Origin of the sequence: Enterococcus sp. FDAARGOS_553 (assembly GCF_003812305.1) — a bacterium.
GTDB classification, from domain to species: domain Bacteria; phylum Bacillota; class Bacilli; order Lactobacillales; family Enterococcaceae; genus Enterococcus_D; species Enterococcus_D gallinarum.
In genome coordinates this window covers 531,546-555,165 of sequence record NZ_CP033740.1, presented here as the reverse complement: position 1 = coordinate 555,165, position 23,620 = coordinate 531,546, and the positions used below count along the sequence as shown (strand labels likewise).

The following is a 23,620-nucleotide window of genomic DNA, read 5'->3' as shown; positions in this document are numbered from 1 at the left end:
TGAAACAAATCCAATCGAAATGAAAATCCAATAGGGAATATATGCATTATTCTTCATTTTGATTGTTATTTTTAAATGGGGATGAGTAGACTTTCTTCTTCACTAAAAGTGATATACAACATTTTAATATTAAATTAAAAGCGAACATTGCTGCTACAAGCGAGCATGTATCGAGTCACCAAATACTAAATCGATACATTTCAGATACATTTTTCCTTTAATTTAGCAGCAGGAGGTGTTCCGATGCGGAAAATAATTCTTATTTTGCTTTTTGTTTCAGTAGTCCTTGTTGGTGGTATTACTGGCTGGGCAGTCTATTCTGCAAATAAAATAAATACAAAAGTGTACGAAAAATTGAATCCTTCAGATGAGCAGTATGACTTAGATTACGACCAATTGAAACAAGAACCTTTTAATGTTTTGCTACTTGGCGTTGATACTGGAGAGTTTGGGCGAACGGATTCTGGTCGAAGTGACAGTATGATAGTCGCTCATATCAATTTAAAAAAGAAAGAATACACATTAATGGGAGTTGAACGCGATCTTTTAGTTGATATCGCAGACCAAGGAATGCAGGATAAATTAAATGCGGCGTATGCTTATGGAGGTGCAAGCTGTTCCGTTAAAACAGTAGAAAAAATGTTGGATATTCAAATTCCTTATTTTGTTTCTATTGATATGGGAGATTTTCAAAAGATTCTCAAAGAAGTAGGAGCTGTTCAAGTAGAAAATGAATTTGAGTTTAGTTCTGATGGATTCGATTTTCCTAAAGGTAAACTAACGTTATCTCCAGAAGAAGCACTTTCTTGGGCGAGAATGAGGTATGAGGATCCACGAGGGGACTATGGCAGACAAATGCGGCAACAGTTGTTACTGAAAGGTGTTTTGGAAAATATGGCGCAATTGAACCAAGTCACAAAATGGAATGCATTTATCGATATCTTGACAGATAACATCAAAACCAATCTACCCATTACCAATCTTGTTCTTCATGCGAAGAAACTGATGAAAGAGCCAACAATTATTCATGACCAAGTGATTGGAGAGGAATTGATTCAGAATGGAATCTCTTATCAAACAGTTTCGACAGAAGAGATAGCAAGAGTTCATGATGTATTGACAACAAATAAGGAGGAAAAGCAATGAAAAAGATCCGTTTACTCATAACTGGCTTTATCTTTTTGTTAGTACTTTGCGGCTGTGCACGAATCAGTGAGGAATTTGCTAGAGGAAAAACAGAGAACAATCTGTCCCAGTCCTCCGAGTTAACAAGCAACAGTAGTTCTTCAAGAACAGTGACAAGTAACAATAAGGCTACTACAGAGACTAGTTTGGAAAATATACTAGAAAGCACTACAGAGACAGAGGAGATTCCTTCAAATAAAAAAAGGTCGCTTTGACATTTGACGATGGGCCAGATCCCAGCAATACACCTAAATTATTGGAACTATTGAAAAAAGAAAAAGTGCCAGCTACTTTCTTTTTAGTAGGACAGAACGTAGAGATGTATCCCGAGGTGGTGAAAGCCATCGCAAAGGATGGCCAAACTATCGGTAGCCATACCTATGATCATCAAGACCTCAGCACATTGGACGAATCTGGAATGACTAATGAGATCACGAAGACCGATCAATCTATCAAGAAACTCACAGGCAAAAAACCAGCCTATTTTCGCCGCCATATGGTTCTGTCAATGCAAAAGCTGCAGAATTGATCAATCGTCCCATCATCCAATGGTCTGTTGATTCAGAAGATTGGAAATCTAAAGATGCCCAAATGATCATTGATAAAGTAACGAGTTCTGTCTATGATGGTTCGATTATTTTGTTGCATGACATTCATCCGGAAACCATTGCTGCAGTCCCTGAGATTATTCGTGATTTAAAAAAAGAAGATTATCAATTTGTGTCTTTAGATACTCTTTTGAATAATCCTTCCAGCAATGAGACTTATTACGGAGAAAATGATCATCGGCCAGCCGGAGGTTAAACATGGATAAACACTATTCAGCAGGCATCGATTTTCTTAGGGCATTTGCGGTTATTGCTGTTATTCTCTACCATTTGCCTCAATATTCTTTTCAAGGAGGAAATCAAGGCGTAACGATTTTCTTTGTTATTTCGGGTTACTTGATGGCAAAGAATGCTTCCTATGCGTATCAAAAAAAACAGTTCTCCTGGATTGGCTTTTATAAGAAACGGATCAAACGGATTTATCCGTTTCTTTTATTCTCCTTACTTATCTTTATTCTGATAGCTGGGAGTATTCAAATCCGAATGCTAGGAAACATCAAAAGTGAACTTCCAAGTTTACTCTTTGGATATAACAACTGGTGGCAGATCCACGAAAAAGTCTCTTATTTTGATCGCTTCGCAAATTCGTCCCTATTTAAACATTACTGGTCTTTGGCGGTGGAATTACAATTTTATCTAGTTTTTCCACTCTTCTTTCTAACAGTCATGCGTTTGTCTAGAAAAAGAGGCTATCAGCTTATGTATCTTCTTACCATTATTTCGATTCTCACCAGTCTGTTATCGCCGTTTTCTATCGCTTATTACAATACCTTTGCTCGACTTTATCCGTTTATAGTTGGCATGTTTGGTTTTTTCAATAGAAAGAACATTAATGATGTCATTTCTTCAAAAAAAGTAACGAAGTTTTGGCTCATCATGAGTTGTTTGACTCTGGCTGTCTTTATTCCGCTGCCTTCGTTTACAGGTAGCTCATTGCTTGTCAGTGTATTAACAATGCTATTACTCGTTTTGATAAATGACAAAGAAGTGGAAAAAAGAACCAAAATCGCCAAATTCCGTCTTCAATATATAGGCAAAATTAGTTATGAATTATATTTGGTTCACTATTCGGTGTTTATTCTCCTAGTGAATATAGCACCTAAGATGAATCCTCTAATTGAATTGGTAGTGGTTCTGATCATGACGGTTCTGATGATTGCTGGCTTTCATTCTTTCATGCATTTAAAAAGAAAAGCAGGACGTTACCTTGGAGCAGGTCTTGTTGCTGTTGCAATCGGAATGATCATTTTTGCACCGACTAACCGTCTGACTGCGGATCAAAACGAATTGAAACAAGAGTTAAGCAGTAATCTGAAAAAGATAGAGAATCAACCCAATCAAAAAGGAAATATCTTATTTCTAGGGGATTCTGTGATGCTTGGAGCATATCAAGAATTGGAAGATACGTTTAGTGGGCAAGCAACCGTTGATGCGAAAGAATCACGGCAAATATCTAGTTTGGCAACGATTCTTCAAGGGTATCCCAATTTAGCTGATTATTCGACGGTAGTAATCGGACTGGGTACAAATGGTATTATTTCGGATGAGTCAATCGATGAAATCCTTACTCAATTAAAGGATAAACAGATATACTGGATAACTATCAAATGTCCGGAAGGCTGTCAAGAATCTGTGAATCAAAAATTAGCAGAGCTTCCTAGTCGCTACAAGAATGTCAATATCATCGACTGGTTTAGCCACAGCAAAGACCACCCAGAATACTTTTATGATGATGAAACTCATTTGAATGGGGAAGGACGCAGTGTTTATGCCCAATTAATGAAGTCTGTTCTTTCTAAATAGTGGGACAATGGCTAGGAGAGCGCGTTAAGACAGGAGGAACCATGTATTTACTAAATAAAACAATGAATGGGATTCGGTTATATTATTTGATTTTACTGGGAATCTTATATCTTTCATTTTATCAATCAAGTGTCTATTTTCTTTTCTTTACTAATACTATTTTGGCATATATTCCAATAGAATTAACCTTTCTTGCAATGTATTGTAAAAAAAAGTACATTATAGTGGTAGTTGTGTGTCTCTGGCTTGTTTTTTTACCAAATAATTTTTATCTCATGACAGATCTATTTCATCTTTCTTTATTGACACCTTATGATGAAGTAACATTGTTGATAAGTAAGGATTTAATGAATTGGATCAAACTTTTTCTGATTTTGTTGGCAGTGATGCCTTCAACAATTTTGGGCTGCTGGAGCATTGACAAGATTGCAAGAATATTAGTAGAGAAATTAACCATTGGTGTCTACCCAGCGCTTTTGATTGCGTGTCTTTTATTTATGGATTCTATTGGGATTTATATTGGGCGATTTACCCGTCTTAATAGTACAGATATTTTTGTGCGTCACAATCAAGCGCTTCAAAAAATTTTCGCTGATTTTGAAGATATTGACAATCGATCGATCGTACTTTTACTTTTGCTCTATCTTTTTTTGTGCGGTATCATGATCGGCTATCAGCTTATAAAACAGCTTCTTTACAAAAATTGGGAAGAAAGTGTGAAATCAAATGGATGTACTCATAGTAGAAGACAATCAAGCCATAAATAACCTGCTAGTAAAAAGCCTCGCAAAAAAAGGCTATCGAACGATCCCGATTTTTGATGGCAAAAGTGCCGCAGATTACATTGAAAATCATGAGGTGGATCTGATTCTTTTAGATATCATGTTACCAGAAATAAGTGGGGATGAATTAATAGACTATTTTGTCGAATTTGATATCCCAGTTATCTTTTTAACTGCCAAGAATACCTTGCATGATAAAGTGCGAGGATTAAAGTTAGGTGCAGAAGATTACATTACGAAACCTTTTGAACTAGAAGAATTATTTGCTCGAGTTGAAACAGTACTTCGCAGAAGGAAAAAGAGTTCTGTTTCTGAGATAAATTGGCACAACATCCGTATTGAAGACGAGAAGAGAAGTGTATTTTTTAACAATGAGTTGATTGCATTGACGCCTAAAGAATATCAATTGTTCATTTATCTCGTTCAAAATCGCGGAATTATTTTAGAGCGAGAAACGATTTATCAACGAATTTGGGAATCGCCAAGTGAGCCAGATAGCAGAACTCTTGATTTACACATTCAGCGGATCAGAAAGAAACTGCATTTGGAAAACGAGCTGCGAACGATTTATGGTGTAGGGTACTTATTGGAGGAATAAGATGAAATATGCGACAAAAGCATTCTATTGGCTGCTATTCTTTTTTTTACTTTTGTATTTAGGGATCAGCACCATCAGTTTGCGGATCATCGCTCAACATGCAATCAATCAGGAATATGATCAAGCACTAGCTACCCAAAAAAGTGCTGCGATACTATTTGCAGCCAAAATTGAAGATCAAGAACCTACGAAAGAGCAGTTACGGAATCTAAGTGATATAGTCAAGAGCACGGTAAAGAATGATTTTGAAATTTTGGATAAAGAAGGAAAGAGTGTGTATGCCAGTACAACTGACTTTCCAAGCATAACAGAGGTTGTTGATTACGATTCAATTAAGAAGAACACAATCAACATTAGCCCAATCATCACAATCAAACAAGAGAAGTTTTTATTTACAAGCTCGACAATTGGAACGACAGACTATTATTTGGTGTCTAAGCAGAATCTAATCACTTATCAAAGTATTCTGAAGAAAGCAAGTCATTATTTTCGAATGATTTTATTTCTTTTGCAGATCGTTTTGATTCCAATGTCGTGGTTTTTATCAACCCTCATCACTAAACCGATTCAAAAATTGATTGATCGCGCAACAGAGATTGCAAAAGGGCAAACAACAAAGCCTTTCGTTGTTGAAAAACGTGGAGATGAAGTTGAAAAGCTTGCCAACAGCCTAAACGACATGGCCAATAAATTAAATCAAGACATAGAACAAATCAGTCAGGAAAAAGAAAAGCAAGAATTATTTGTCTCAAGTTTATCCCATGAAATTTCTACCCCGCTAACGTCGATCATCGGCTATGCGCAAATGTTGCAGTGGGAGGATCTAAAGGAACCTTCTTCGGAATTTGTCGATTATATTTTAGAAGAAAGTTTCCGCTTGAAAAGCCTATCAGAAGATGTTTTGCGTTTATTGTACTCGAAGAAAAATGAAATGAATCTCGAAGCAATATCGACAGACCAGATTGACTCTTATATTACTCAATTTGTCTCTGGATTAGATGAGCGGATCCTTTTGCAGATGACTCTTCAAAAGGCCACCATACGAATGGACTTTAACCTATTTAAATTAGTCATTGCAAATATATTTTCTAACGCATTAGATGCGATGAAGGATAGGAAAGAGATGTGCATCACTGGCTACAGTAATGAAGGACGATATTATTTTATACTGAAAGATACTGGTCAGGGAATTCCCGAAGAGATTATTGATCAAGTCACTGATGAATTTTTTACGGGGGATGTCACTAGAAATTCTGGGCATTTAGGCTTAGGGCTTTCATTAGTGAAGAATATTATCTCACTTCATGAAGGGCAAGTGACGATCACTAGTGAGAAAGGTGAAGGAACGTTTATTACGATCGACTTTCCTTTAGATGAGGACTGAAGATGAGGAAAAGAATAAAGATAAGTCTGATCCTCCTATGGGTCGGTTTCAACGTATTTCTACTATTTTTACCAAATATGCTGTTTACAGATTCATTGTCAAAGCCAGTCGTATTTGAAGAATCCTTGGAGCTGCCTTCAAATAAAAGTACATTAGAAGAAGTGCTCACGAACGCCGGGAAAGTAACGCAATATAATAATACGGGAGAAGGAAGCCAGTATGTCAATACATATGCGGTGGAAATAGAGAAGCTGCTAAAAGAAATGGGAATCTCTTCAGAATACTTGGTTACGTTATCCCAGAATCTAAAGATTGATTCGGAAACTGTTTATTGGCAAATCAATTATTCTTCGATCGAAGGTTATGGGGAAGCCCTGATTGAGGAATCGACTAATAAAATCGTCCAATTTAAATATTACCCAGAGCAATCATTTCAAGAGATAGATCCTGAGAAAATTTTAGGGGCATATTTTAAGTATCTAAACATTGAAATTTCCTCAATAAAAAAAGATAGTCCACTATTTGAAGTATCTTTTGCTGACGGCCAAAACATCAAAGCGGTTATTGATAATTATCGTATTATTCTTAATTATCCCAGTGTTGAATAGGACAAGTAATGGAACAAGTAGCATTTTTTGAATATAGTTCTCCTTGGAGCGATTAAGAAAGGAATGAAAGGATGGCTTTATGAATTTTCGATAGAAGTGAATCGATAGAGACGAAGTGATTCGTAAAGCATAGGTTAGCAGTTCAACCTAAATGTCTTTCGTGGTTAGTTTGAATAATGGAAAAAGAATACTGGAAACGAATTTGCTTGCTTACTGCAATTCCCGATTGGAATAAAGATTCAGAGATTGTTACAGAAGTTGAACGATTAAGAAAGAAATATGAAGGCTATCGCAAAGAAATTGACTCGAAAAAAGTCATGGTTTTTTATAAAAACAACAGCAGTTATGTTTATGACACATTGAAAAAATGTGCTCAGCAAGAAAAAATCCCACGTGAAAAAATTTTGTTTTATTCACAAAACGATAAAGCAGATAAAAAAGGCAGAAGATTCCGTGTTATCGGTTAAAATTCTCTAATAGATTAGGAGCACCGTGAAAAGGTTCTAGTCTCTCTAGCGCTCTTTTTATTTAAAGCTATGCCTAGTTTCCTAATTGGCGAGTAATCTCTAAACATGATAGAATAGACGGGCATATGAAAGAAAGAGAGTGACGACATGCTTACAACAGAAGATTTTGACTTTGAGTTACCGGAAGAATTGATCGCTCAAACGCCGCTTAGCGATCGCTCCAGTTCCCGCCTATTGGTCGTGGACCGAGAAAGCGGTGCAATGGAAGACAAACATTTTTATGACATTATTGATGAATTAGCTCCTGGCGATGCCCTTGTGATGAATGATACTCGCGTTTTGCCCGCTCGTATCTATGGCGAGAAAATCGAGACCGGCGCTCATCTAGAGATTTTATTGTTAAACAATATCGAAGGGGACAGTTGGGAAACATTAATCAAACCTGCCAAGCGAGCAAAAGTCGGTACGAAGATCACCTTTGGCGACGGTCGCTTAGAAGCGGTCGTTGAAAAAGAACTCGAACATGGTGGCCGAATTATTCGATTCAGCTATGATGGGATTTTCTTAGAGATTTTAGAATCTTTGGGTGAAATGCCATTGCCGCCATACATCAAGGAACGATTGGAAGATCCAGATCGTTACCAAACCGTTTATGCTAAAGAGAATGGATCTGCAGCGGCACCAACGGCCGGTTTGCACTTTACGCCAGAATTATTGAAGAAAATCGCTGATAAAGGGGTCAAATTAGTTTATTTGACCTTACACGTGGGTCTAGGAACTTTCCGCCCAGTTAGCGTCGATAATATTGCGGATCACGAAATGCACAGTGAATTTTATCGATTGACGGAAGAAGCGGCGGCTCAATTAAACGATGTGCGGGCAAATGGTGGGAAAATCGTTGCGGTCGGAACGACTTCGATCCGTACATTAGAGACGATTGGTACCAAATTTGATGGCGATATCAAAGCCGACAGCGGCTGGACGAGTATTTTCATTACCCCCGGCTATCAGTTCAAAGTTGTCCAAGCCTTCTCAACGAATTTCCATTTACCGAAATCGACATTGGTAATGTTGGTCAGTGCCTTTGCCGGACGCGATCTAACATTAGAAGCTTATCAGCATGCCATCGATGAACGTTATCGCTTCTTTAGTTTTGGCGATGCCATGTTCTTAAAATAAAAAACTGAACGACAAGAGCGGCTCGTTAAGTTGGGATACTTCTCAACTTTTTGAACTGCTTTTTTGTCGTCCAGCTTATAACTAAGGGAAGGTATAAGTGGTGGTCGCTGATGGTTGGTTCATGCAAAGCAATTGTTTCTCAAAATTTGTTTTCTTTTACAAACTTACACATGTTTCGTGTGTACTGATACAACGTAATAGACGTATCCTTTTTTCGAAAAGATTCTCGATTTTGTGTTACGCTTTTCTGTTACTTTACACGCTTGATACTAGGTGAAACTTGTACGTTCAACAACTTTTAGTAGATTGAGTTTGCGATATTTACAAGACCACCAACAGAGTTGCTACCTTCCTTACACCTATACTATAGCATATTTAGGAAGCGTTTGCAAATAGGTAGGGTATACAAAGTACAACGATCAAATCACAATTTAAAATCTAAAAAGCTGACTTACTAAAACATCGTTTATTCAATAATCAGCAAATCAGCAATCACTCGTTGACGTTCCTAGAGAGAGTCCACTAATTGTTAGGATCGTTGGTAAACTTTATAAGGGCGTCCGATTTTGGTATAGATAATCTGACTGGTAACATAGTTATTTTTTTCTAAGTAAAGCATGTATTTACGGACTGAGACATGAGAAAATCCGCTGATCTCTACCAAGTCTGGGATCGTGAAAGTGTCTGGAAATGTTTGGATAGCCGCTTTGATGCGATCCATGGTATCAGGAGAGAGTCCTTTATCCAGTTCTGTAAGGGATGACTCGGGACTCTTCTTTGCAACCATTATTTGATCAATGGTTTCTTGGGCAAGACTGTCTTGTTCCAAAGCTTCTTGCCGTTTTAGAAATAGTTCGATGCTTTGCCGGAAACGTTCATAGGTAAAGGGCTTGACGAGATAGTCCAGAACACCTAAATGTAGTCCATGCTGAATAGTTTGTGTCTCATTGGCTGCTGTGATCAAGATCACTTCGATGGCTTGCTGAGAGTTCCGGATCTCTTTGAGCAAGTCTAAGCCGTTGCCATTTTTCAAATGGACATCTAGCAGCACTAAATCAACTTGTTTGTTTTGTAGTAAGTATTCAGCATCTGTCACAGCATCTGCCGAATAGATTTCTTGAAATCTGCCGATTTTTTCTAAATAATTCCGATGGATAAATTCCACCATTGGGTCATCTTCGACAATTAATCCATGTAATGGTTTCATTTTATCACCCCATGATAATGCGTTTGTAATTGGAGAACGACAAAGTTAGGTTGTTCTTCTATCAAAAACTCTGCCTGGTAATCTTTTAACATTTGTTGGAAATAGTTGCTGTGAAAACTATCCTGCAATTGCTGCTGATCCGTTGTGGTCAGCTGAATGGTATAGGTCGTTGTCAGCAGGCCTGTTTCATGATGGATCTCGATCCGCAAATCTTCTATGGTGTTTAGTTGCAACAAAACATGATGAATATACCGGTAAAGATCGATCAACGATTTTGTTTCAACTTCTTGCGAATTGGCGGGAATTTCTGGTGAAATCTCGATCATCAAGTGGATTTTACGCTCAAAGAACTTTTGACGTTCGCCAATCAAAAATCCAGCAACTTGCGGATTCTGAACTAAAAAAGACAAGCGATGAGAGAACTCTTTTTCTGGAGTCAAAATATCATCCAGATAAATTTTCAATTCATCATAGGCTTTTAAATCAGCGAGCCCATAGATCACATGCAGTTTATTCATAAACTCATGGGACTGAGACTGCAGCGCACTGGCGTAAGCAGTAGTATTGGCTAACTGATCCATGACGAATAACGATTCTGTCGCATTGCGCAAAAACACGATCCAACCGATCCGTTTCTGATCCACATTGATCGGTGCAGAGGAAAAAAGAAAATCCTGTCCATTTTGCCGATAGAGCTGTTCAACATTTCGCTCCAAGTCTACAGCATCGGTCTGCAAGATCAAATCCTGCAAATGTTTGCCGACCAAGGAGTCATTGTGTCCACTGTTCTTTTGGTAAAGCTCGTTGGCGGCGATATTTGCCAAATTGATTTGTTGGTTCAAATCCAATACAATGACCGCATCTTTAGTTTCTTCCAACATGGCATTGCGTTCTTCAAAGAGACGTGAGATTTCTTTTGGTTCTAAATTATGAAGTTGCCGTTTCAAATAATAGGCAAGTCCAGTTGCTGCAAAGGCGGCGATTGTGATACTTAATGCTAAGGCAAGTAGATACCCTTCCCGAGAACTCTTTACTAAAGCACTCAAGGACTGCATACGGATCCCTAAAGCTACTACACCGATTTGTTTTTGCGATTCAGTGAGGGAATAGACGGGAACGAATCCCCGCAACGAGCGACCCAATGTTCCTTCACTGACAGAAACATGTTCTTTTCCTTCCAATGCAGTGACTTCATCACCGCCTTCGAAGTGTTTGCCGATTTGGGTCTCATCTGGATGAGTCAAACGAATGGCTTGCATATCCATAACTACCACGAAATCCAACCCGTGTATGTGTGTCACTTCATTTGTGTAAGCTTCCAATTGATCGTTGGAACGTCCTTCTTCCAAAGCGGTAGTCACTTGTGGATCGATCGCCAGCTGTTTACCGACGGACAAGAGCAGGTGTTCTTCGTTGGAGCGAATAAATGTGGAATTTTGAATAAGGACTAAACCATAAAGAATGGAAGTGACAATGAGTAAGACGATTGTAAAGACTAAAGTCAATACCCCCCATAACCGTAACCCTTTTTTCACTACATTTCCCCCTTTATTCGTAAATTATAACATAGCGGCGGAATCCCTAAAGACGCTTTAATTAATTTAAATACTTAAAATAATTAAATAAACTACGAAAAAGAAAACGCTTGCTTTAATCTGTGTGTAACGAGGTACTCGTAGAACTAGTAGATCAATTTAGGAGGAAAGCAAAATGGAAAAGCATATCGAACCCCATGTGGCGAGAGAACAGGTTGAATCTAAAGCAAAAGAAGAGAAGCTAATTGATCGGTGGATGAAAATCAAAATTGGATCAGTTCCGCTGCCAGTATACATTGTTTTATCAACAGTCATCGTAGTCACGGGTCTGTTACAACAATTACCCGTAAATATGCTAGGTGGTTTTGCGGTCATTTTGACTTTAGGGTGGTTATTAGGAACGATTGGTGCCACTATTCCTTTTATCAAGAATTTCGGTGGTCCGGCAATTTTATCTTTATTGGTTCCATCTATTTTGGTTTTCTTCAACTTAGTCAATCCGAATATTCTTGAGTCTGCCGATATTTTGATGAAGCAAGCCAACTTCTTATATTTTTATATTGCTTGTTTAGTTTGCGGCAGTATTTTAGGGATGAATCGCAAAATCTTAGTCCAAGGTTTGATGCGGATGATTATTCCCATGATGATTGGGATGATCTGCGCCATGGGTGTTGGTACGCTAGTTGGTGTATTATTAGGTTTAGAATGGCAACATACGTTGTTTTTCATCGTTACTCCAGTGTTAGCTGGCGGGATCGGTGAAGGAATCTTGCCTTTATCACTAGGCTACAGTGCCATTACTGGTATGGGGAGTGAACAGCTGGTCGCACAACTGATTCCAGCAACGATCATTGGTAATTTCTTCGCGATCATGTGTACCGCATTGCTCTCTCGCTGGGGAGAAAAACGACCAGATCTTTCTGGGGGTGGACAATTGGTCAAAATGAAAAATGATGATGACATGGCAGATGCGTTAAAAGATGATTCCGGCGCTTTTGATATCAAGAAAATGGGCGCTGGTGTGCTGACCGCTTGTACACTGTTCATTGCTGGTAGTTTACTGCAGCATTTGACTGGGGTTCCTGGTCCTGTATTGATGATTGTCTTAGCCGCTTTTTTGAAATACTTGAATGTGGTGCCGGCAGAAACACAACATGGCTCCAAACAATTGTATAAATTTATTTCCGGCAACTTTACTTTCCCATTGATGGCTGGTTTAGGATTGTTGTATATTCCATTGAAAGACGTTGTGGGAACACTGAGTGTCTCTTATTTCTTAGTCGTCATCAGTGTAGTGTTCACGGTAATTGCCACCGGGTTCGTCGTATCACGTTTCATGAACATGTATCCCATCGAAGCCGCAATTATTTCTGCTTGTCAAAGCGGTATGGGAGGCACAGGAGACGTAGCGATCTTAAGTACCGCTGACCGTATGAACTTGATGCCTTTTGCCCAAGTAGCTACCCGTTTAGGCGGCGCCATCACAGTGATTGCCATGACCGCAATCTTGCGAATGATTTTTTAATAAAAAATAGAAAAAACGATCAACTATTGGAGGAACGAATCATGTCAGAAGATGTAAAAGAAATCGCTTTGCGACAAGCCAAAGAACATGGCGGTAAATTGGAAGTAGTATCAAAAGCGGCGATTGAAAATCGAAGAGACTTAAGCATTGCCTACACTCCGGGTGTCGCTGCCGTATCTTCCGCGATTGCAGAAGATAAACAGCTGGCCTATTCATTGACAACAAAGAAAAACACAGTCGCTGTTGTAAGCGATGGTTCTGCTGTGTTAGGTCTTGGTAATATTGGAGCAGAAGCAGCAATGCCGGTCATGGAAGGGAAAGCCGCTTTGTTCAAGCGATTTGCAGATGTAGATGCTATTCCTATCGTTTTAGATACTCAAGAGACAGAAGAGATTATTGCGATCGTCAAAGCAATTGCACCGACCTTTGGTGGAATCAACTTAGAAGATATCAGTGCGCCGCGTTGCTTCGAAATCGAACAGCGGCTGATCGAAGAGTGTGCGATCCCGATTTTCCACGATGACCAGCATGGGACGGCAATAGTTGTCTTAGCGGCTGCTTTCAACAGCCTGAAATTGATTGGCAAATCACTAGCAGAAGCCAAAATCGTTGTCAATGGCGGTGGTTCTGCTGGACTTTCTATTACTCGTAAGTTTTTGGCAGCTGGTGCAAAAAATGTCATTGTCGTAGACAAGGTGGGGATCTTGAATGAAGAAAATGATCAGTTACCACCTCATCACGCAGAGATTGCTAAAGTGACAAACCGTGACCATCTTTCTGGTGATTTGCAGACAGCGTTGAAAGGTGCTGATATCTTCATTGGTGTTTCTGCTCCAGGAGCACTGAAGAAGGAATGGATCGCTGAGATGGGAGATAAGCCTGTGATTTTTGCTATGGCTAATCCAGTACCGGAAATCTTCCCAGACGAAGCCTTAGCAGGAGGTGCCTATATCATTGGTACTGGACGCAGTGATTTTCCTAATCAAATCAACAATGTGTTGGCTTTTCCTGGTATTTTCCGTGGAGCTTTAGATGCTCAAGCCCGCAAAATCACGGTTGAGATGCAGATTGCCGCAGCAAAAGGAATTGCTAGCTTGATTCCAGACGAGGAGCTGTCACCAACAAACATTATTCCGGATGCTTTCCAAGAAGGAGTAGCCAAAATCGTTGCGAATTCAGTCAAAGATGCTGTGGAAGCAAAACGTGTCAATTAACGGAAGAAACATTACGTTGAGAACAATTTTTCATTCAATCAAAAAGGACCTTACTTTGATATGTCAAAGTAAGGTCCTTTTTTTAAGCTAATGTCTGTTTTGGCAAGTTTTCATAAAAGGCTGCTTTGGTAGCACTGATATAAGGTGTCAACCAAAGATACCCGATACCAGCTGTGATAATGGCTAGAATGTGCCAGCCAATAAAACTCAAATCAAGTAAGAACAGTTTTCCTTTATACCCTTTCATCAATCGGCGGCTAGCCGTGATGCAAGCAAGAAAATCTGGCCGTGTACCTGTTTGCTCATAGGTATCATAGTAGATGAAGTATGCTTGTGAGTAGGAATAGGATTTGATGATTCCTGGAATCACAAATAATAATGCCCATAAACTAACGAAAATCGTTGATAAAATATAGATGACAATGATACCAAGTGCGAATACACCGCTAAATCCACGAAAGACATCAGAAAATGGACGAATCTCTTGTTTATTGCCGCGTAACAAATCAAGGAATGTCCAAGAAATCCCGGCACCAAACAATGCTGAGAATAATCCGCTGATCAAGCCACCGCCACTACCGCCAGTTGAGTTCGACGCTTCATTGATGGATTGACTATCAAAGGCACCATTTTGACTTAATGCCATCAAAGGCAACACAACAATCACTACGATCACAACAGCAAAAGCAATAGAGATCAACGTAGGGACCAAGCACATCAATACGCTATCTTTCCAGCGTCCATTCAGAACGGATTTGGCTTCACTTTTTAGTTGTCCTCTAGTTTTCATAAAAAAACCTCCTTTCTATCTGTTTAACATGATAGCAAATGAGCATGGATTGTACAAAAAATAAAGCAAAGAAAGGAAAGTTTTTTTGAAAAAGAGGAAGAGAAGCTGAAACCTTCTTGCAAATTCCTAACGCAACCCTTATCATTAATAGCGTTGCACAGTTAATCGAGTCTATAAAGAAAGTAGGGAAATGAATGTCGCAACCTGCCATTCGTTATCGTCTGATCAAGAAAGAGAAACATACAGGTGCCCGTTTAGGTGAATTGATCACACCGCATGGCACTTTTCCAACGCCAATGTTTATGCCTGTAGGAACTTTAGCTACTGTTAAGACCCTTGCACCGGAAGAACTGAAAGCCATGGGCGCTGGTGTCATTTTAAGTAATACATATCACTTATGGCTGCGACCAGGAGAAGATCTAGTGGCCGAAGCAGGTGGGCTGCATAAGTTTATGAATTGGGATCAGCCGATTCTAACCGATTCTGGTGGCTTCCAAGTTTTCTCACTAGCAGATATGCGAAATATTGTTGAAGAAGGTGTCCATTTCAAGAACCATCTAAACGGTTCAAAAATGTTCCTTTCACCAGAAAAAGCTATCGATATCCAAAACAAACTAGGTTCGGATATCATGATGAGTTTTGATGAATGTCCGCCATTCGATGAAAGCTATGAGTATGTCAAAAAATCAGTAGAGCGGACTTCTCGCTGGGCAGAACGCGGATTGAAAGCTCATGCCAATCCAGATTCTCAAGGCCTATTCGGGATCATTCAAGGGGCCGGTTTTGAAGATTTACGGAAACAAAGTGCGCAAGATTTGATCAGCATGGACTTTCCTGGTTATTCGATTGGCGGTTTGTCAGTAGGCGAGCCAAAAGCTGAAATGAATCGCGTCTTGGAATTTACCACACCATGGATCCCTGACCACAAACCTCGCTATCTGATGGGGGTAGGAGCCGCAGATTCTCTGATCGACGGCGTTATTCGCGGGGTCGATATGTTTGACTGCGTATTACCGACTCGAATCGCCCGTAACGGAACATGTATGACGTCTAAAGGTCGTTTAGTCGTGAAGAATGCCCAGTTTGCCCGAGATTTCCGACCAATTGATGAAAACTGTGATTGTTATACTTGTAAGAATTACTCACGGGCGTATATTCGTCATTTGATCAAATGTGATGAAACATTCGGGATCCGATTAACTTCTTATCACAATGTTTATTTCTTGTTGAATTTGATGAAACAAGTCCGTCAAGCGATCATGGATGACAACTTGCTGGAATTCCGGCAACATTTCTTCGAAGAATATGGCTTCAATAAAGAAAATGCCAAAAATTTCTAATTTATTCTGGTAAAACGGTAGGAATACACGTCAGATTCTGATAAAGTATCTATAGAAAAGTAAAAAAATCGAGGTGAAAAAAATGGCACAATCTTTACCAATGCTCTTTATGCTTGTTGCTTTGGTGGCAATGTGGTTCTTCATGAGCCGTTCACAAAAGAAACAACAGCAAGAACGAAAAAACTTATTGGAAAATATGAAGGCTGGAGATCGCGTAGTAACAATTGGCGGACTTCATGGCGTTCTTTCTGAAGTAAATACAGACAAGAGTACAGTTGTCATCGACTGTGAAGGTATTTTCTTAGAGTTCGATCGGGCAGCGATTCGTACCGTGACACCTGGTACTGGTGCATCTGTTGCAACTGAAATCGAACCAGCTGATGTTGTTGATGAAACAAAAGCAGACGATACAAAAGAATAATTTTTTTCGATCCGTCTGACAAAGACAGCTAGGACTAGAGCGTGGGACAAAAGTAAAAAAAACTTTTGTCCCACGCTCTAAACACGTCTAGATGGTGGGAGCAGAAGCAACTCCTTCGGAAACAAGTCGAAATACCCCAAAATTTGAGAAGCAATTTCCGCGTATTCCTTCTTATTTCTAGGAGTTTAGCACCTCTGTCCCAGCCTCTTTTTTTATAGAGTGGCGTTTGTCCAGATTTTCGCTTGTTCTTTAGCAAGAGCAAAAAAATCAGCAAGCAAAGCATGGAGAACAGGTCTTTTTCTACATTAATAGCCCCCTTAACAAGCATTTCTGTTAAGGGGGCTGTTTGTTTGGTAAAAGTGATGCTGCTACTCGATCGGAATGGTTTTCTTAGGTTCTTTGCCGTGATCATCTTTTGGCAAAGTCAATTTAAGAATACCTTCAGAATAAGAAGCTTTGATGTCGTCTTCTTTGACATTTTCTAGCAAATATTGGCGACGAACACTTGTTAAACTACGCTCGCTGCGTACTAGTTTTCCTTTTTTATCTTCAGTCGTAGTATCCGATTGATGTTGACCAGCAATCGTCAAAATACCATTCTCATAAGTGACTTGAATATTTTCTTTAGGAATACCAGGCAGCTCTGCTTCAACGAGATATTCCGAATCATTTTCGTGAATATCTGTTTTGATCATGTTCGCTTTAAAACCATCAAAAAAACTGCGACCAAAATCTTCGAAGAAATTAAAAGGTGTCATACTATAGGCATCTGAGCGACGAGGTTCAATCTCATGTGACATAATAATCAATCCTTTCTTTATTTTTCTTTCCAATTATTATTTTAGTCAAAATTAGTCAGTTTTCAAGTATTTTACTCTCTTTTTCTAGCCCGCATGTCAGGATAAATTTTACCCCTCGATCCTGAGAAAGACTATGGATCAGCAAAGGCGGTTTCTTTAAAGAAAATAAGTTTTTTGATGACAGTATATACTTAATGATATATACTATAATCGAAGCGGAAGGAGATGCTTATGCCAAAAAGAATAAAACGATTAGCTGTTGCACTCATTTATGCACTGTTATCATCCATCGCATTGAATATGTTCTGGCTGCCAGGAAATATATTTGCCAGTGGAATTACTGGACTTTCACAATTATTGTCGCAGCTCTTGGAAGTATACTTTGGTAACGAGTGGTCAATCCCTGTGTTGGTCTTATTTTTTAACGCGCCATTGTTAGCGATTGCATGGTGCAAAATCGATCGTGATTTCGCGCTTATGACGGTTTGTACTGTCTTCCTCTCATCTGTTATGATGAAGGTGGTCCCAGTTGTCACATTGACTACAGATCCAGTCATCTGCGCTGTTTTTGGCGGTGTGCTCCATGGGTTTTCCGTTGGTCTGACTTTAAACGATGATTTTTCCACAGGAGGATTAGATATTTTAGGGATCTTAGTGAAGAGAATGACCGGCAAAAGTATTGGCAGTTTCTTTATCTTTTTCAATGTCAGTCTCCAACTCGTTGCTGGAATGATTTTTGGCTGGCCGTACACTTTTTATAGTGCAATCTCTTTCTTTATCAGTGGTCGAATGGTAGACTACGTGAATCTCAAGCAAAGGCGTGTGCAATTACTAGTAGTAACCGAAAAAGCAGAAGGTGTCATTGCAACATTACAATGTGCACTTCAGCGAGGGATCACAGTGATCAATGATGTTGAGGGGGGCTTTGATCATCAACAGAAGAAATTGTTGCTTTTAGTCATCTCCCAAAAAGAATTAAAGACAGTTGAAGGGATGATTCAATCCGTCGACAACCAGGCCTTTGTTAGTGTGGCTTCTGGTGTGAGTGCGAATCGTCCATTTTATGAATGGTAGAGTAGAAAGTAGGGAATCAAGTGAAAAAACAAGCCGTTTTTCAGGAAGTAGCAGATAAAATCGCCCAACGTGTCAATGATGGCACTTATGTAACGAGTCAGAAGCTGCCTTCTGATTATGATTTAGCGGAAGAATTTCAATGCAGTCGGCTAACTGTCCGCAAAGCCATCGATCTTCTGATCACCCAAAATATCCTAGTCAAAGAAAAAGGCAAAGGAACGTATGTGATGAAGCAGCCAAAGATCCAGAGTGGATCTGGCGGATTGCAAAGCTTCACCGAAACGGCCAAAGCCCAAGGAAAAAAGACCCGAACCGAAGTATTACAAGTAGAGACAGTGAAAGAATTACCGACTAAGATCCGACAGATGTTCGGCAACTATGGGAAAGAACCAATGGTGTATCTGACTCGTTTGCGTTATTTTGATGATGAACCGATGACGGTGGAGAACCTCTATGTATTGAAGCGTTATTTAGAAAAAGAGTCCGGCGAAATCACCAAAGATCAGTTAGAGTCTTCTTTATATGAAGTGATCGAAGCCAACATTGAGATTGGTTATTCCCATCAAGAAGTGGAAGCGGTCAAAAGTCCGCCAGACATTGCCAAGCTATTGCATGTATCCGAAGAGGAACCAATGCTTCTCGTCCATTCGATGACTTATTCCCCTTCTGCGAAACCGATCTTGTTCGATACATCTTTTTATCGTGCAGATAAATATACCTTTAAAAATACATTGGTACGTCAAAAATAAGGGGTGGCAAAAATGGACCAAATCAGCACAGCCATTGAGGAAAACTGGCTGGATTTTCTAAACTTACTCAAACAAGTCATGCAAGTTCCTAGTGTCAAATCTGAACCTATGCCACAGGCGCCCTATGGTACGGAAACTCGGCGAGTTTTGTCTTTGGTAATGGAAAAAAGTGCCGCTTTTGGATTTGGAACAAAGGTGATCGATGATGCGATCGGCTATGCACAGTGGGGACCAGAAGGGTCAGACTACATCGGTATCCTGGGACATCTCGATGTGGTGCCTGCGGGTTCAGACTGGGATTTTCCGCCGTTTGATTTAAGCGAAAAAGACGGCCGCCTTTATGGTCGGGGAATTCTAGACAACAAAGGACCAATCATTAGTTGCCTTTATGGGATGAAATTATTGAAAGAATTAGGACACCAACCGAAAAAAATCTGCGGATCATTTTCGGTACGGATGAAGAAAGTGGTATGTCGGATGTTCCTCATTATTTGGCCGCAGAACAACCACCTGTGTTCGGATTTACGCCAGATTGTAAGTATCCGGTAGTCTATGGCGAACGAGGGGTCGTCAATGTAGCGCTCCATTTTCCGCTGCCAGACGATGAACTACAGCAACTCACTTCGTTTCAGGGGGATCAATTCCGAGACCATGTTCCTGACGACTTGAGTGTAAGCATTGCCGATCAGAAGTTTGAAGTCACAGGGAAACGTTCTCCAAGCAATGCTCCTGAATTGGGAGAAAATGCAATTTCGATCCTGGCAGCCCAACTGGCTGAGAAACAAACTATTCCTCCAACCATACAATCTTATTTTTGTTGGATCTGTCAAAGCTTTCATCAGCAGCATTTTGGAGAAGGGATTGACTTGGCGCTGGCTGATGAAGATTCTGGTAAATTGATTTTGACGCCTGTCGTGATACAAAAGTCTCTCACAGGATTAGTGATGGAAGTTGCCTTTCGCTACCCAGTGACTGTTACAGAAACAGACGTATTGTCCCGTTTGAAAAGGCAACTGCCTATCGGTGTCGAATTAGAAGTCATTCGCAGTATTCCCGGGTTTTGCCGAGACAAAGAATCAACCGAAATAGCTAAACTGTCGACGATTTATCACACAGTCACAGGCAATGACCCTAAACCAGTAACCACAACAGGGGCAACCTATGCACGCAAAATGCCGAATATCTTGGCATTTGGTCCGTCTTTTCCTGGTCAAAAAGGGATTGCACACAATAAGAATGAGTACATGGACAGTGCTGACTTACGGATGAATTTAGAGATCTACATGCGCAGCATCAAAGCATTAACAGAATAAGAATGCCCTGGATGAATCCTCAACAATAAAAAAAATCCGAAACGAGTTTCTTATAAATCAATGAGAGTTGAAAGAAACTCGTTTTTTAGTATAGACATACTAGTATATACCATATAGAATATACTTGTAAGCGCTACAAATGATGGAGGGAAAGATATGTGGGGAATGATTGCAACTTGGCGAATGGCACACGATGGTGTACTGGCAGCCAAAGAACTTTTAGAAGGACAAGCGTCATGCAAAGATGCAGTAGAAACTGCCATCAAAGCAGTGGAAGATTATCCATTTTATAAATCAGTTGGTTATGGCGGATTGCCAAATGAACGCGGAATCGTCGAAATGGATGCCGCTTTTATGGATGGTGAAACATTTAAGATTGGTGCCGTTGCAGGGATTACCGATGTTGCCAATCCCATCTCAGTTGCACGCCAATTGAGTGATGAGAAATTCAATAGCTTTCGAGTAGGGCAAGGAGCCACCGAATACGCGATGTTGGCTGGATTTGAACGTAAGAATATGTTGACCGATCGGGCAAAAAAAATCTGGGAAAAACGATTAGCAGAAATCGCTGCTTCCAACCTCGATCCTTACGATGGCCATGACACGGTTGGCGTTGTTGCTCTCGATACGCAACAGCAAATGGCAGTCGGTACCTCTAGCTCTGGTTTGTTCATGAAAAAACAGGGTCGAGTGGGAGATTCGCCATTATCCGGCTCAGGATTTTATGTAGACAGTACGATTGGCGGAGCTGCCGCTACAGGTTTGGGTGAAGATTTGATGAAAGGCTGTCTTTCTTATGAAATCGTCCGCTTGATGGGAGAAGGTCTTTCACCACAAGCCGCTTGTGACCGGGCTGTTTATGGGTTTGAAGAACGATTACGCAAACGTTATGGCAAAGCAGGTGCCTTTTCGTTGATAGCATTGGATAAAAATGGGGCATGGGGGGTGGCAACAAATGTAGAATTCACATTTAGCGTTGCGACAGCTGACCAAGAAGCGGCTATTTATATGGCCAATCCTGGTCCAGATCAAACCACGGTGATCACACCGATCACGCAAGAGTGGCTTGATGCATATGAAGCACGCATCAAAGCACCGGTATGATTTCAAAAAAAGAGGATTGCAAAGAGCAAGATCTCGAAAGGAAGAGTGGAATGTTCGATAAATTAGAAAATGTGTTGATGCCGCTTGCGGTAAAGTTAGGGCAGAACAAAATTTTGATCGCAGTGCGTGATGGCTTTTTGATCACGACACCATTAGTGATTGTAGGATCGATTTTCTTACTGTTCGCAAATTTTCCAATACCAGGGTGGTCAGAGTTTTGGACAGGAATGTTTGGTACAGGTTGGGAGTCGTGGGTCACTCGGGTTTCTGGTTCTGTCTTTAATACAGTTGGCTTCTTTTCATGTCTAGGAACGGCGTATGCTTATGGACGGGAAAAGAAAACCGATCCCATCCAAGCGGCAGCGGTAGCCGTGATTGCGTTTTTGATTTTAACACCAAATAAGCTGATCGTTGAAGGAGTGGCAGATCCAATTAGCGGGCTTTCTTTTGATCACTTAGGAACAAATGGGATTTTTGTCGGTTTGCTCGTCGCACTTATTTCTGTAGAAATTTATGCTTATACAACAAAACGAGGCTGGACCATCAAGATGCCTGATGGGGTTCCACCTGCTGTAACGAAATCCTTTGCTGCGCTGATTCCAAGTGCACTAGTCATGCTCTTATTTTTTGTCATCAATATATTATTTGGTATGACCCCTTTTGGTACCGTCCATGATTTTATCTTTAATGTCTTGCAAATGCCATTAAAAGGAGCCGGTAATACATTAACCGCACAGATTTTCTATAGTTTAGCCTGTACGATTTTTTGGTTCTTTGGGATTAATGGTCCGGCGGTAGCCAATTCTGTATTTGCGCCGATCTTAAGAATTCTAACCATGGAAAACCTAGATGCCTTTCAAGCTGGTAAAGATTTGCCAAACATCTTCACGGATCCATTTTCGAACTTCTTTACCAACTTTGGCGGCGGTGGTTCTACACTTTCCCTTGTAATCATCATGGTCCTCTTCTGTAAATCAAAACGGATCAAAGAACTAGGGAAACTTTCGCTCGTTCCTGGAATTTTCGGGATCAATGAGCCAATCATCTTTGGTTTGCCAGTCGTATTGAATCCAATCATTATTATTCCTTTTATCGCTGTTCCAATGGTTAATCTGCTTTTATCAACATTGGTAACCAACCTAGGAATCATTCCTTATACAACCGGCGTTTCATTGCCATGGACGACCCCGATCGGCTTCTCAGGGTATTTGAGTACAGGAAGTCTGGTTGCCTCTGTCTGGCAATTGATTCTATTAGCCATTGGTTGTTTGATCTACTATCCATTCATTATGGCATTAGACAAGCAATACCTGAAGGATGAACGGGAAGCAGAACAAGCCAAAAGTGAAGAACTGGAATTGTCGTTTGATGATATTTCCATCGATCACTTGTTATAGAAGGGGGATCACAATGAAAATAATCTTTTTGCTGGATCAAATTCAAGCCGGACTTGGTGGGAAAGAACATGGGGATCAGCCATTAGGGGGGCAAAAGACAGCGATTGGTTCTGTCAAAATGTTCGAAAAGTTATTAAAGGAAAAGAATATGGAGGTTCTTGCCACGATTTATTGTGGTGATGACTATTACCGAAAGCATGCGAAGGAATCTTCTTTAAAGATTGCCGCAATGGTACAGAAATTAGGCGCAGATGTGTTGCTTTGCGGTCCATGTTTTAATTATGAAACATACGGGGAAATGGCTGCTGAAGTTGCGAAAGTTGTCGAAGAGAAGGTTCAGATCCCTGCTGTTGCGGCGATGTCCATTGAATGCCAAGAGGCAATCACAAGATTTAAAGATCAAGTAGATATTGTAAAAATGCCAAAAAAGGGTGGTACTGGATTAACAGAAGCAATGAACGAAATGTTGACTCTTTGTCAGTTGAAAGCAGAGAAAAAAGATACAACGGATTACGTGAAGGAACATTGTTACTAAGG

24 protein-coding genes and 1 pseudogene are annotated in these 23,620 nt (G+C 40.1%); 21 read left to right on the top strand and 4 right to left on the bottom strand.

The genetic code is table 11. The annotated features are described in order from the left end of the window. Positions 1–243 precede the first annotated feature (243 nt). The 11 genes from EGX73_RS03055 (at position 244) to queA (ending at position 8,614) form a co-directional block, all read left to right on the top strand. Complete coding sequence (locus tag EGX73_RS03055) at positions 244–1,146, top strand: LCP family protein (RefSeq protein ID WP_003128244.1); 903 nt, start codon at positions 244–246, stop codon at positions 1,144–1,146. Next, complete coding sequence (locus EGX73_RS16135; RefSeq protein WP_225585882.1) at positions 1,143–1,400, top strand: hypothetical protein; 258 nt, start codon at positions 1,143–1,145, stop codon at positions 1,398–1,400. The genes EGX73_RS03055 and EGX73_RS16135 overlap by 4 nt, the downstream gene beginning before the upstream one ends. Further along, positions 1,397–1,714 (top strand): polysaccharide deacetylase family protein, encoded by a 318-nt coding sequence (locus EGX73_RS16130; protein WP_021150522.1) that lies wholly within the window; start codon positions 1,397–1,399, stop codon positions 1,712–1,714. The genes EGX73_RS16135 and EGX73_RS16130 overlap by 4 nt, the downstream gene beginning before the upstream one ends. Then, positions 1,711–1,989 (top strand): hypothetical protein, encoded by a 279-nt coding sequence (locus tag EGX73_RS03045; RefSeq protein ID WP_103301070.1) that lies wholly within the window; start codon positions 1,711–1,713, stop codon positions 1,987–1,989. The genes EGX73_RS16130 and EGX73_RS03045 overlap by 4 nt, the downstream gene beginning before the upstream one ends. A 2-nt stretch (positions 1,990–1,991) precedes the next feature. After that, positions 1,992–3,596 carry an acyltransferase family protein gene (locus EGX73_RS03040; protein WP_041120288.1) on the top strand — a complete coding sequence of 535 codons (1,605 nt, stop codon included), beginning with the start codon at positions 1,992–1,994 and terminating at the stop codon, positions 3,594–3,596. Positions 3,597–3,637: 41 nt separating this feature from the next. After that, positions 3,638–4,363, top strand: a complete 726-nt coding sequence (locus tag EGX73_RS03035; protein WP_117474742.1) for a DUF1361 domain-containing protein — start codon at positions 3,638–3,640, stop codon at positions 4,361–4,363. After that, complete coding sequence (locus EGX73_RS03030; RefSeq protein WP_003128251.1) at positions 4,323–4,976, top strand: response regulator transcription factor; 654 nt, start codon at positions 4,323–4,325, stop codon at positions 4,974–4,976. The genes EGX73_RS03035 and EGX73_RS03030 overlap by 41 nt, the downstream gene beginning before the upstream one ends. A 1-nt stretch (position 4,977) precedes the next feature. Then, a complete protein-coding gene (locus tag EGX73_RS03025; protein ID WP_003128252.1) occupies positions 4,978–6,360 on the top strand; it encodes a HAMP domain-containing sensor histidine kinase in 1,383 nt (460 codons plus the stop codon). A 2-nt stretch (positions 6,361–6,362) separates the two neighbouring features. Continuing rightward, positions 6,363–6,968: a hypothetical protein gene (locus tag EGX73_RS03020; protein WP_003128253.1), complete on the top strand. Its 606-nt coding sequence runs from the start codon at positions 6,363–6,365 to the stop codon at positions 6,966–6,968. Positions 6,969–7,144: 176 nt separating this feature from the next. Next, positions 7,145–7,435, top strand: coding sequence for a hypothetical protein (locus tag EGX73_RS03015; RefSeq protein ID WP_086268973.1), 291 nt, complete (start codon positions 7,145–7,147; stop codon positions 7,433–7,435). A gap of 147 nt (positions 7,436–7,582) precedes the next feature. Next, on the top strand, positions 7,583–8,614 hold the full coding sequence (gene queA, locus EGX73_RS03010) for a tRNA preQ1(34) S-adenosylmethionine ribosyltransferase-isomerase QueA (protein WP_005470202.1): 1,032 nt from the start codon (positions 7,583–7,585) through the stop codon (positions 8,612–8,614). A 529-nt stretch (positions 8,615–9,143) separates the two neighbouring features. On the opposite strand, the gene EGX73_RS03005 is transcribed toward queA, so the two are convergent. After that, a complete protein-coding gene (locus EGX73_RS03005) occupies positions 9,144–9,821 on the bottom strand; it encodes a response regulator (RefSeq protein ID WP_005470204.1) in 678 nt (225 codons plus the stop codon). Beyond that, complete coding sequence (locus EGX73_RS03000; RefSeq protein ID WP_003128260.1) at positions 9,818–11,356, bottom strand: sensor histidine kinase; 1,539 nt, start codon at positions 11,354–11,356, stop codon at positions 9,818–9,820. Before EGX73_RS03000 ends, EGX73_RS03005 begins: the two co-directional genes overlap by 4 nt. Positions 11,357–11,612: 256 nt before the next feature. On the opposite strand from EGX73_RS03000, the gene EGX73_RS02995 reads away from it, so the two are divergent. After that, entirely contained in the window at positions 11,613–12,881 is a 1,269-nt protein-coding gene (locus EGX73_RS02995) for a 2-hydroxycarboxylate transporter family protein (protein ID WP_253764203.1), read from the top strand. A 38-nt stretch (positions 12,882–12,919) separates the two neighbouring features. Further along, positions 12,920–14,095 carry an NADP-dependent malic enzyme gene (locus EGX73_RS02990; RefSeq protein WP_029486340.1) on the top strand — a complete coding sequence of 392 codons (1,176 nt, stop codon included), beginning with the start codon at positions 12,920–12,922 and terminating at the stop codon, positions 14,093–14,095. Between the two features lie 82 nt (positions 14,096–14,177). Here the strand turns inward: EGX73_RS02990 and EGX73_RS02985 are convergent, their stop codons facing one another. After that, complete coding sequence (locus tag EGX73_RS02985) at positions 14,178–14,885, bottom strand: DUF975 family protein (protein WP_003128265.1); 708 nt, start codon at positions 14,883–14,885, stop codon at positions 14,178–14,180. A 194-nt stretch (positions 14,886–15,079) separates the two neighbouring features. Here EGX73_RS02985 and tgt point away from each other — a divergent pair, with 194 nt between their 5' ends. Next, a complete protein-coding gene (gene tgt, locus EGX73_RS02980) occupies positions 15,080–16,225 on the top strand; it encodes a tRNA guanosine(34) transglycosylase Tgt (RefSeq protein WP_005470211.1) in 1,146 nt (381 codons plus the stop codon). Between the two features lie 82 nt (positions 16,226–16,307). Continuing rightward, the gene (yajC, locus tag EGX73_RS02975; protein WP_005470213.1) at positions 16,308–16,646 is read left to right on the top strand and encodes a preprotein translocase subunit YajC; all 339 of its coding nucleotides are present in this window, start codon (positions 16,308–16,310) and stop codon (positions 16,644–16,646) included. 368 nt (positions 16,647–17,014) lie between these two features. Here yajC and EGX73_RS02970 read toward each other — a convergent pair whose 3' ends face one another. Beyond that, a complete protein-coding gene (locus EGX73_RS02970) occupies positions 17,015–17,446 on the bottom strand; it encodes an Hsp20/alpha crystallin family protein (RefSeq protein ID WP_003128269.1) in 432 nt (143 codons plus the stop codon). Positions 17,447–17,677: 231 nt separating this feature from the next. Between EGX73_RS02970 and EGX73_RS02965 the strand changes: the two genes are divergently transcribed. The 6 genes and pseudogenes from EGX73_RS02965 (at position 17,678) to EGX73_RS02940 (ending at position 23,618) form a co-directional block, all read left to right on the top strand. Next, complete coding sequence (locus tag EGX73_RS02965; protein WP_117474726.1) at positions 17,678–18,520, top strand: YitT family protein; 843 nt, start codon at positions 17,678–17,680, stop codon at positions 18,518–18,520. 20 nt (positions 18,521–18,540) lie between these two features. Then, positions 18,541–19,269, top strand: a complete 729-nt coding sequence (locus tag EGX73_RS02960) for a GntR family transcriptional regulator, LSA1692 subfamily (RefSeq protein WP_003128274.1) — start codon at positions 18,541–18,543, stop codon at positions 19,267–19,269. A gap of 12 nt (positions 19,270–19,281) precedes the next feature. Beyond that, positions 19,282–20,582 (top strand): annotated as a pseudogene (locus tag EGX73_RS02955) (Sapep family Mn(2+)-dependent dipeptidase). Positions 20,583–20,738: 156 nt separating this feature from the next. Next, positions 20,739–21,686 carry a N(4)-(beta-N-acetylglucosaminyl)-L-asparaginase gene (locus tag EGX73_RS02950; protein ID WP_003128278.1) on the top strand — a complete coding sequence of 316 codons (948 nt, stop codon included), beginning with the start codon at positions 20,739–20,741 and terminating at the stop codon, positions 21,684–21,686. Positions 21,687–21,736: 50 nt separating this feature from the next. Next, the gene (locus EGX73_RS02945) at positions 21,737–23,083 is read left to right on the top strand and encodes a PTS sugar transporter subunit IIC (protein ID WP_123866729.1); all 1,347 of its coding nucleotides are present in this window, start codon (positions 21,737–21,739) and stop codon (positions 23,081–23,083) included. Positions 23,084–23,096: 13 nt separating this feature from the next. After that, positions 23,097–23,618, top strand: a complete 522-nt coding sequence (locus EGX73_RS02940; RefSeq protein ID WP_003128281.1) for a GrdB-related putative oxidoreductase — start codon at positions 23,097–23,099, stop codon at positions 23,616–23,618. Positions 23,619–23,620 lie beyond the last annotated feature (2 nt).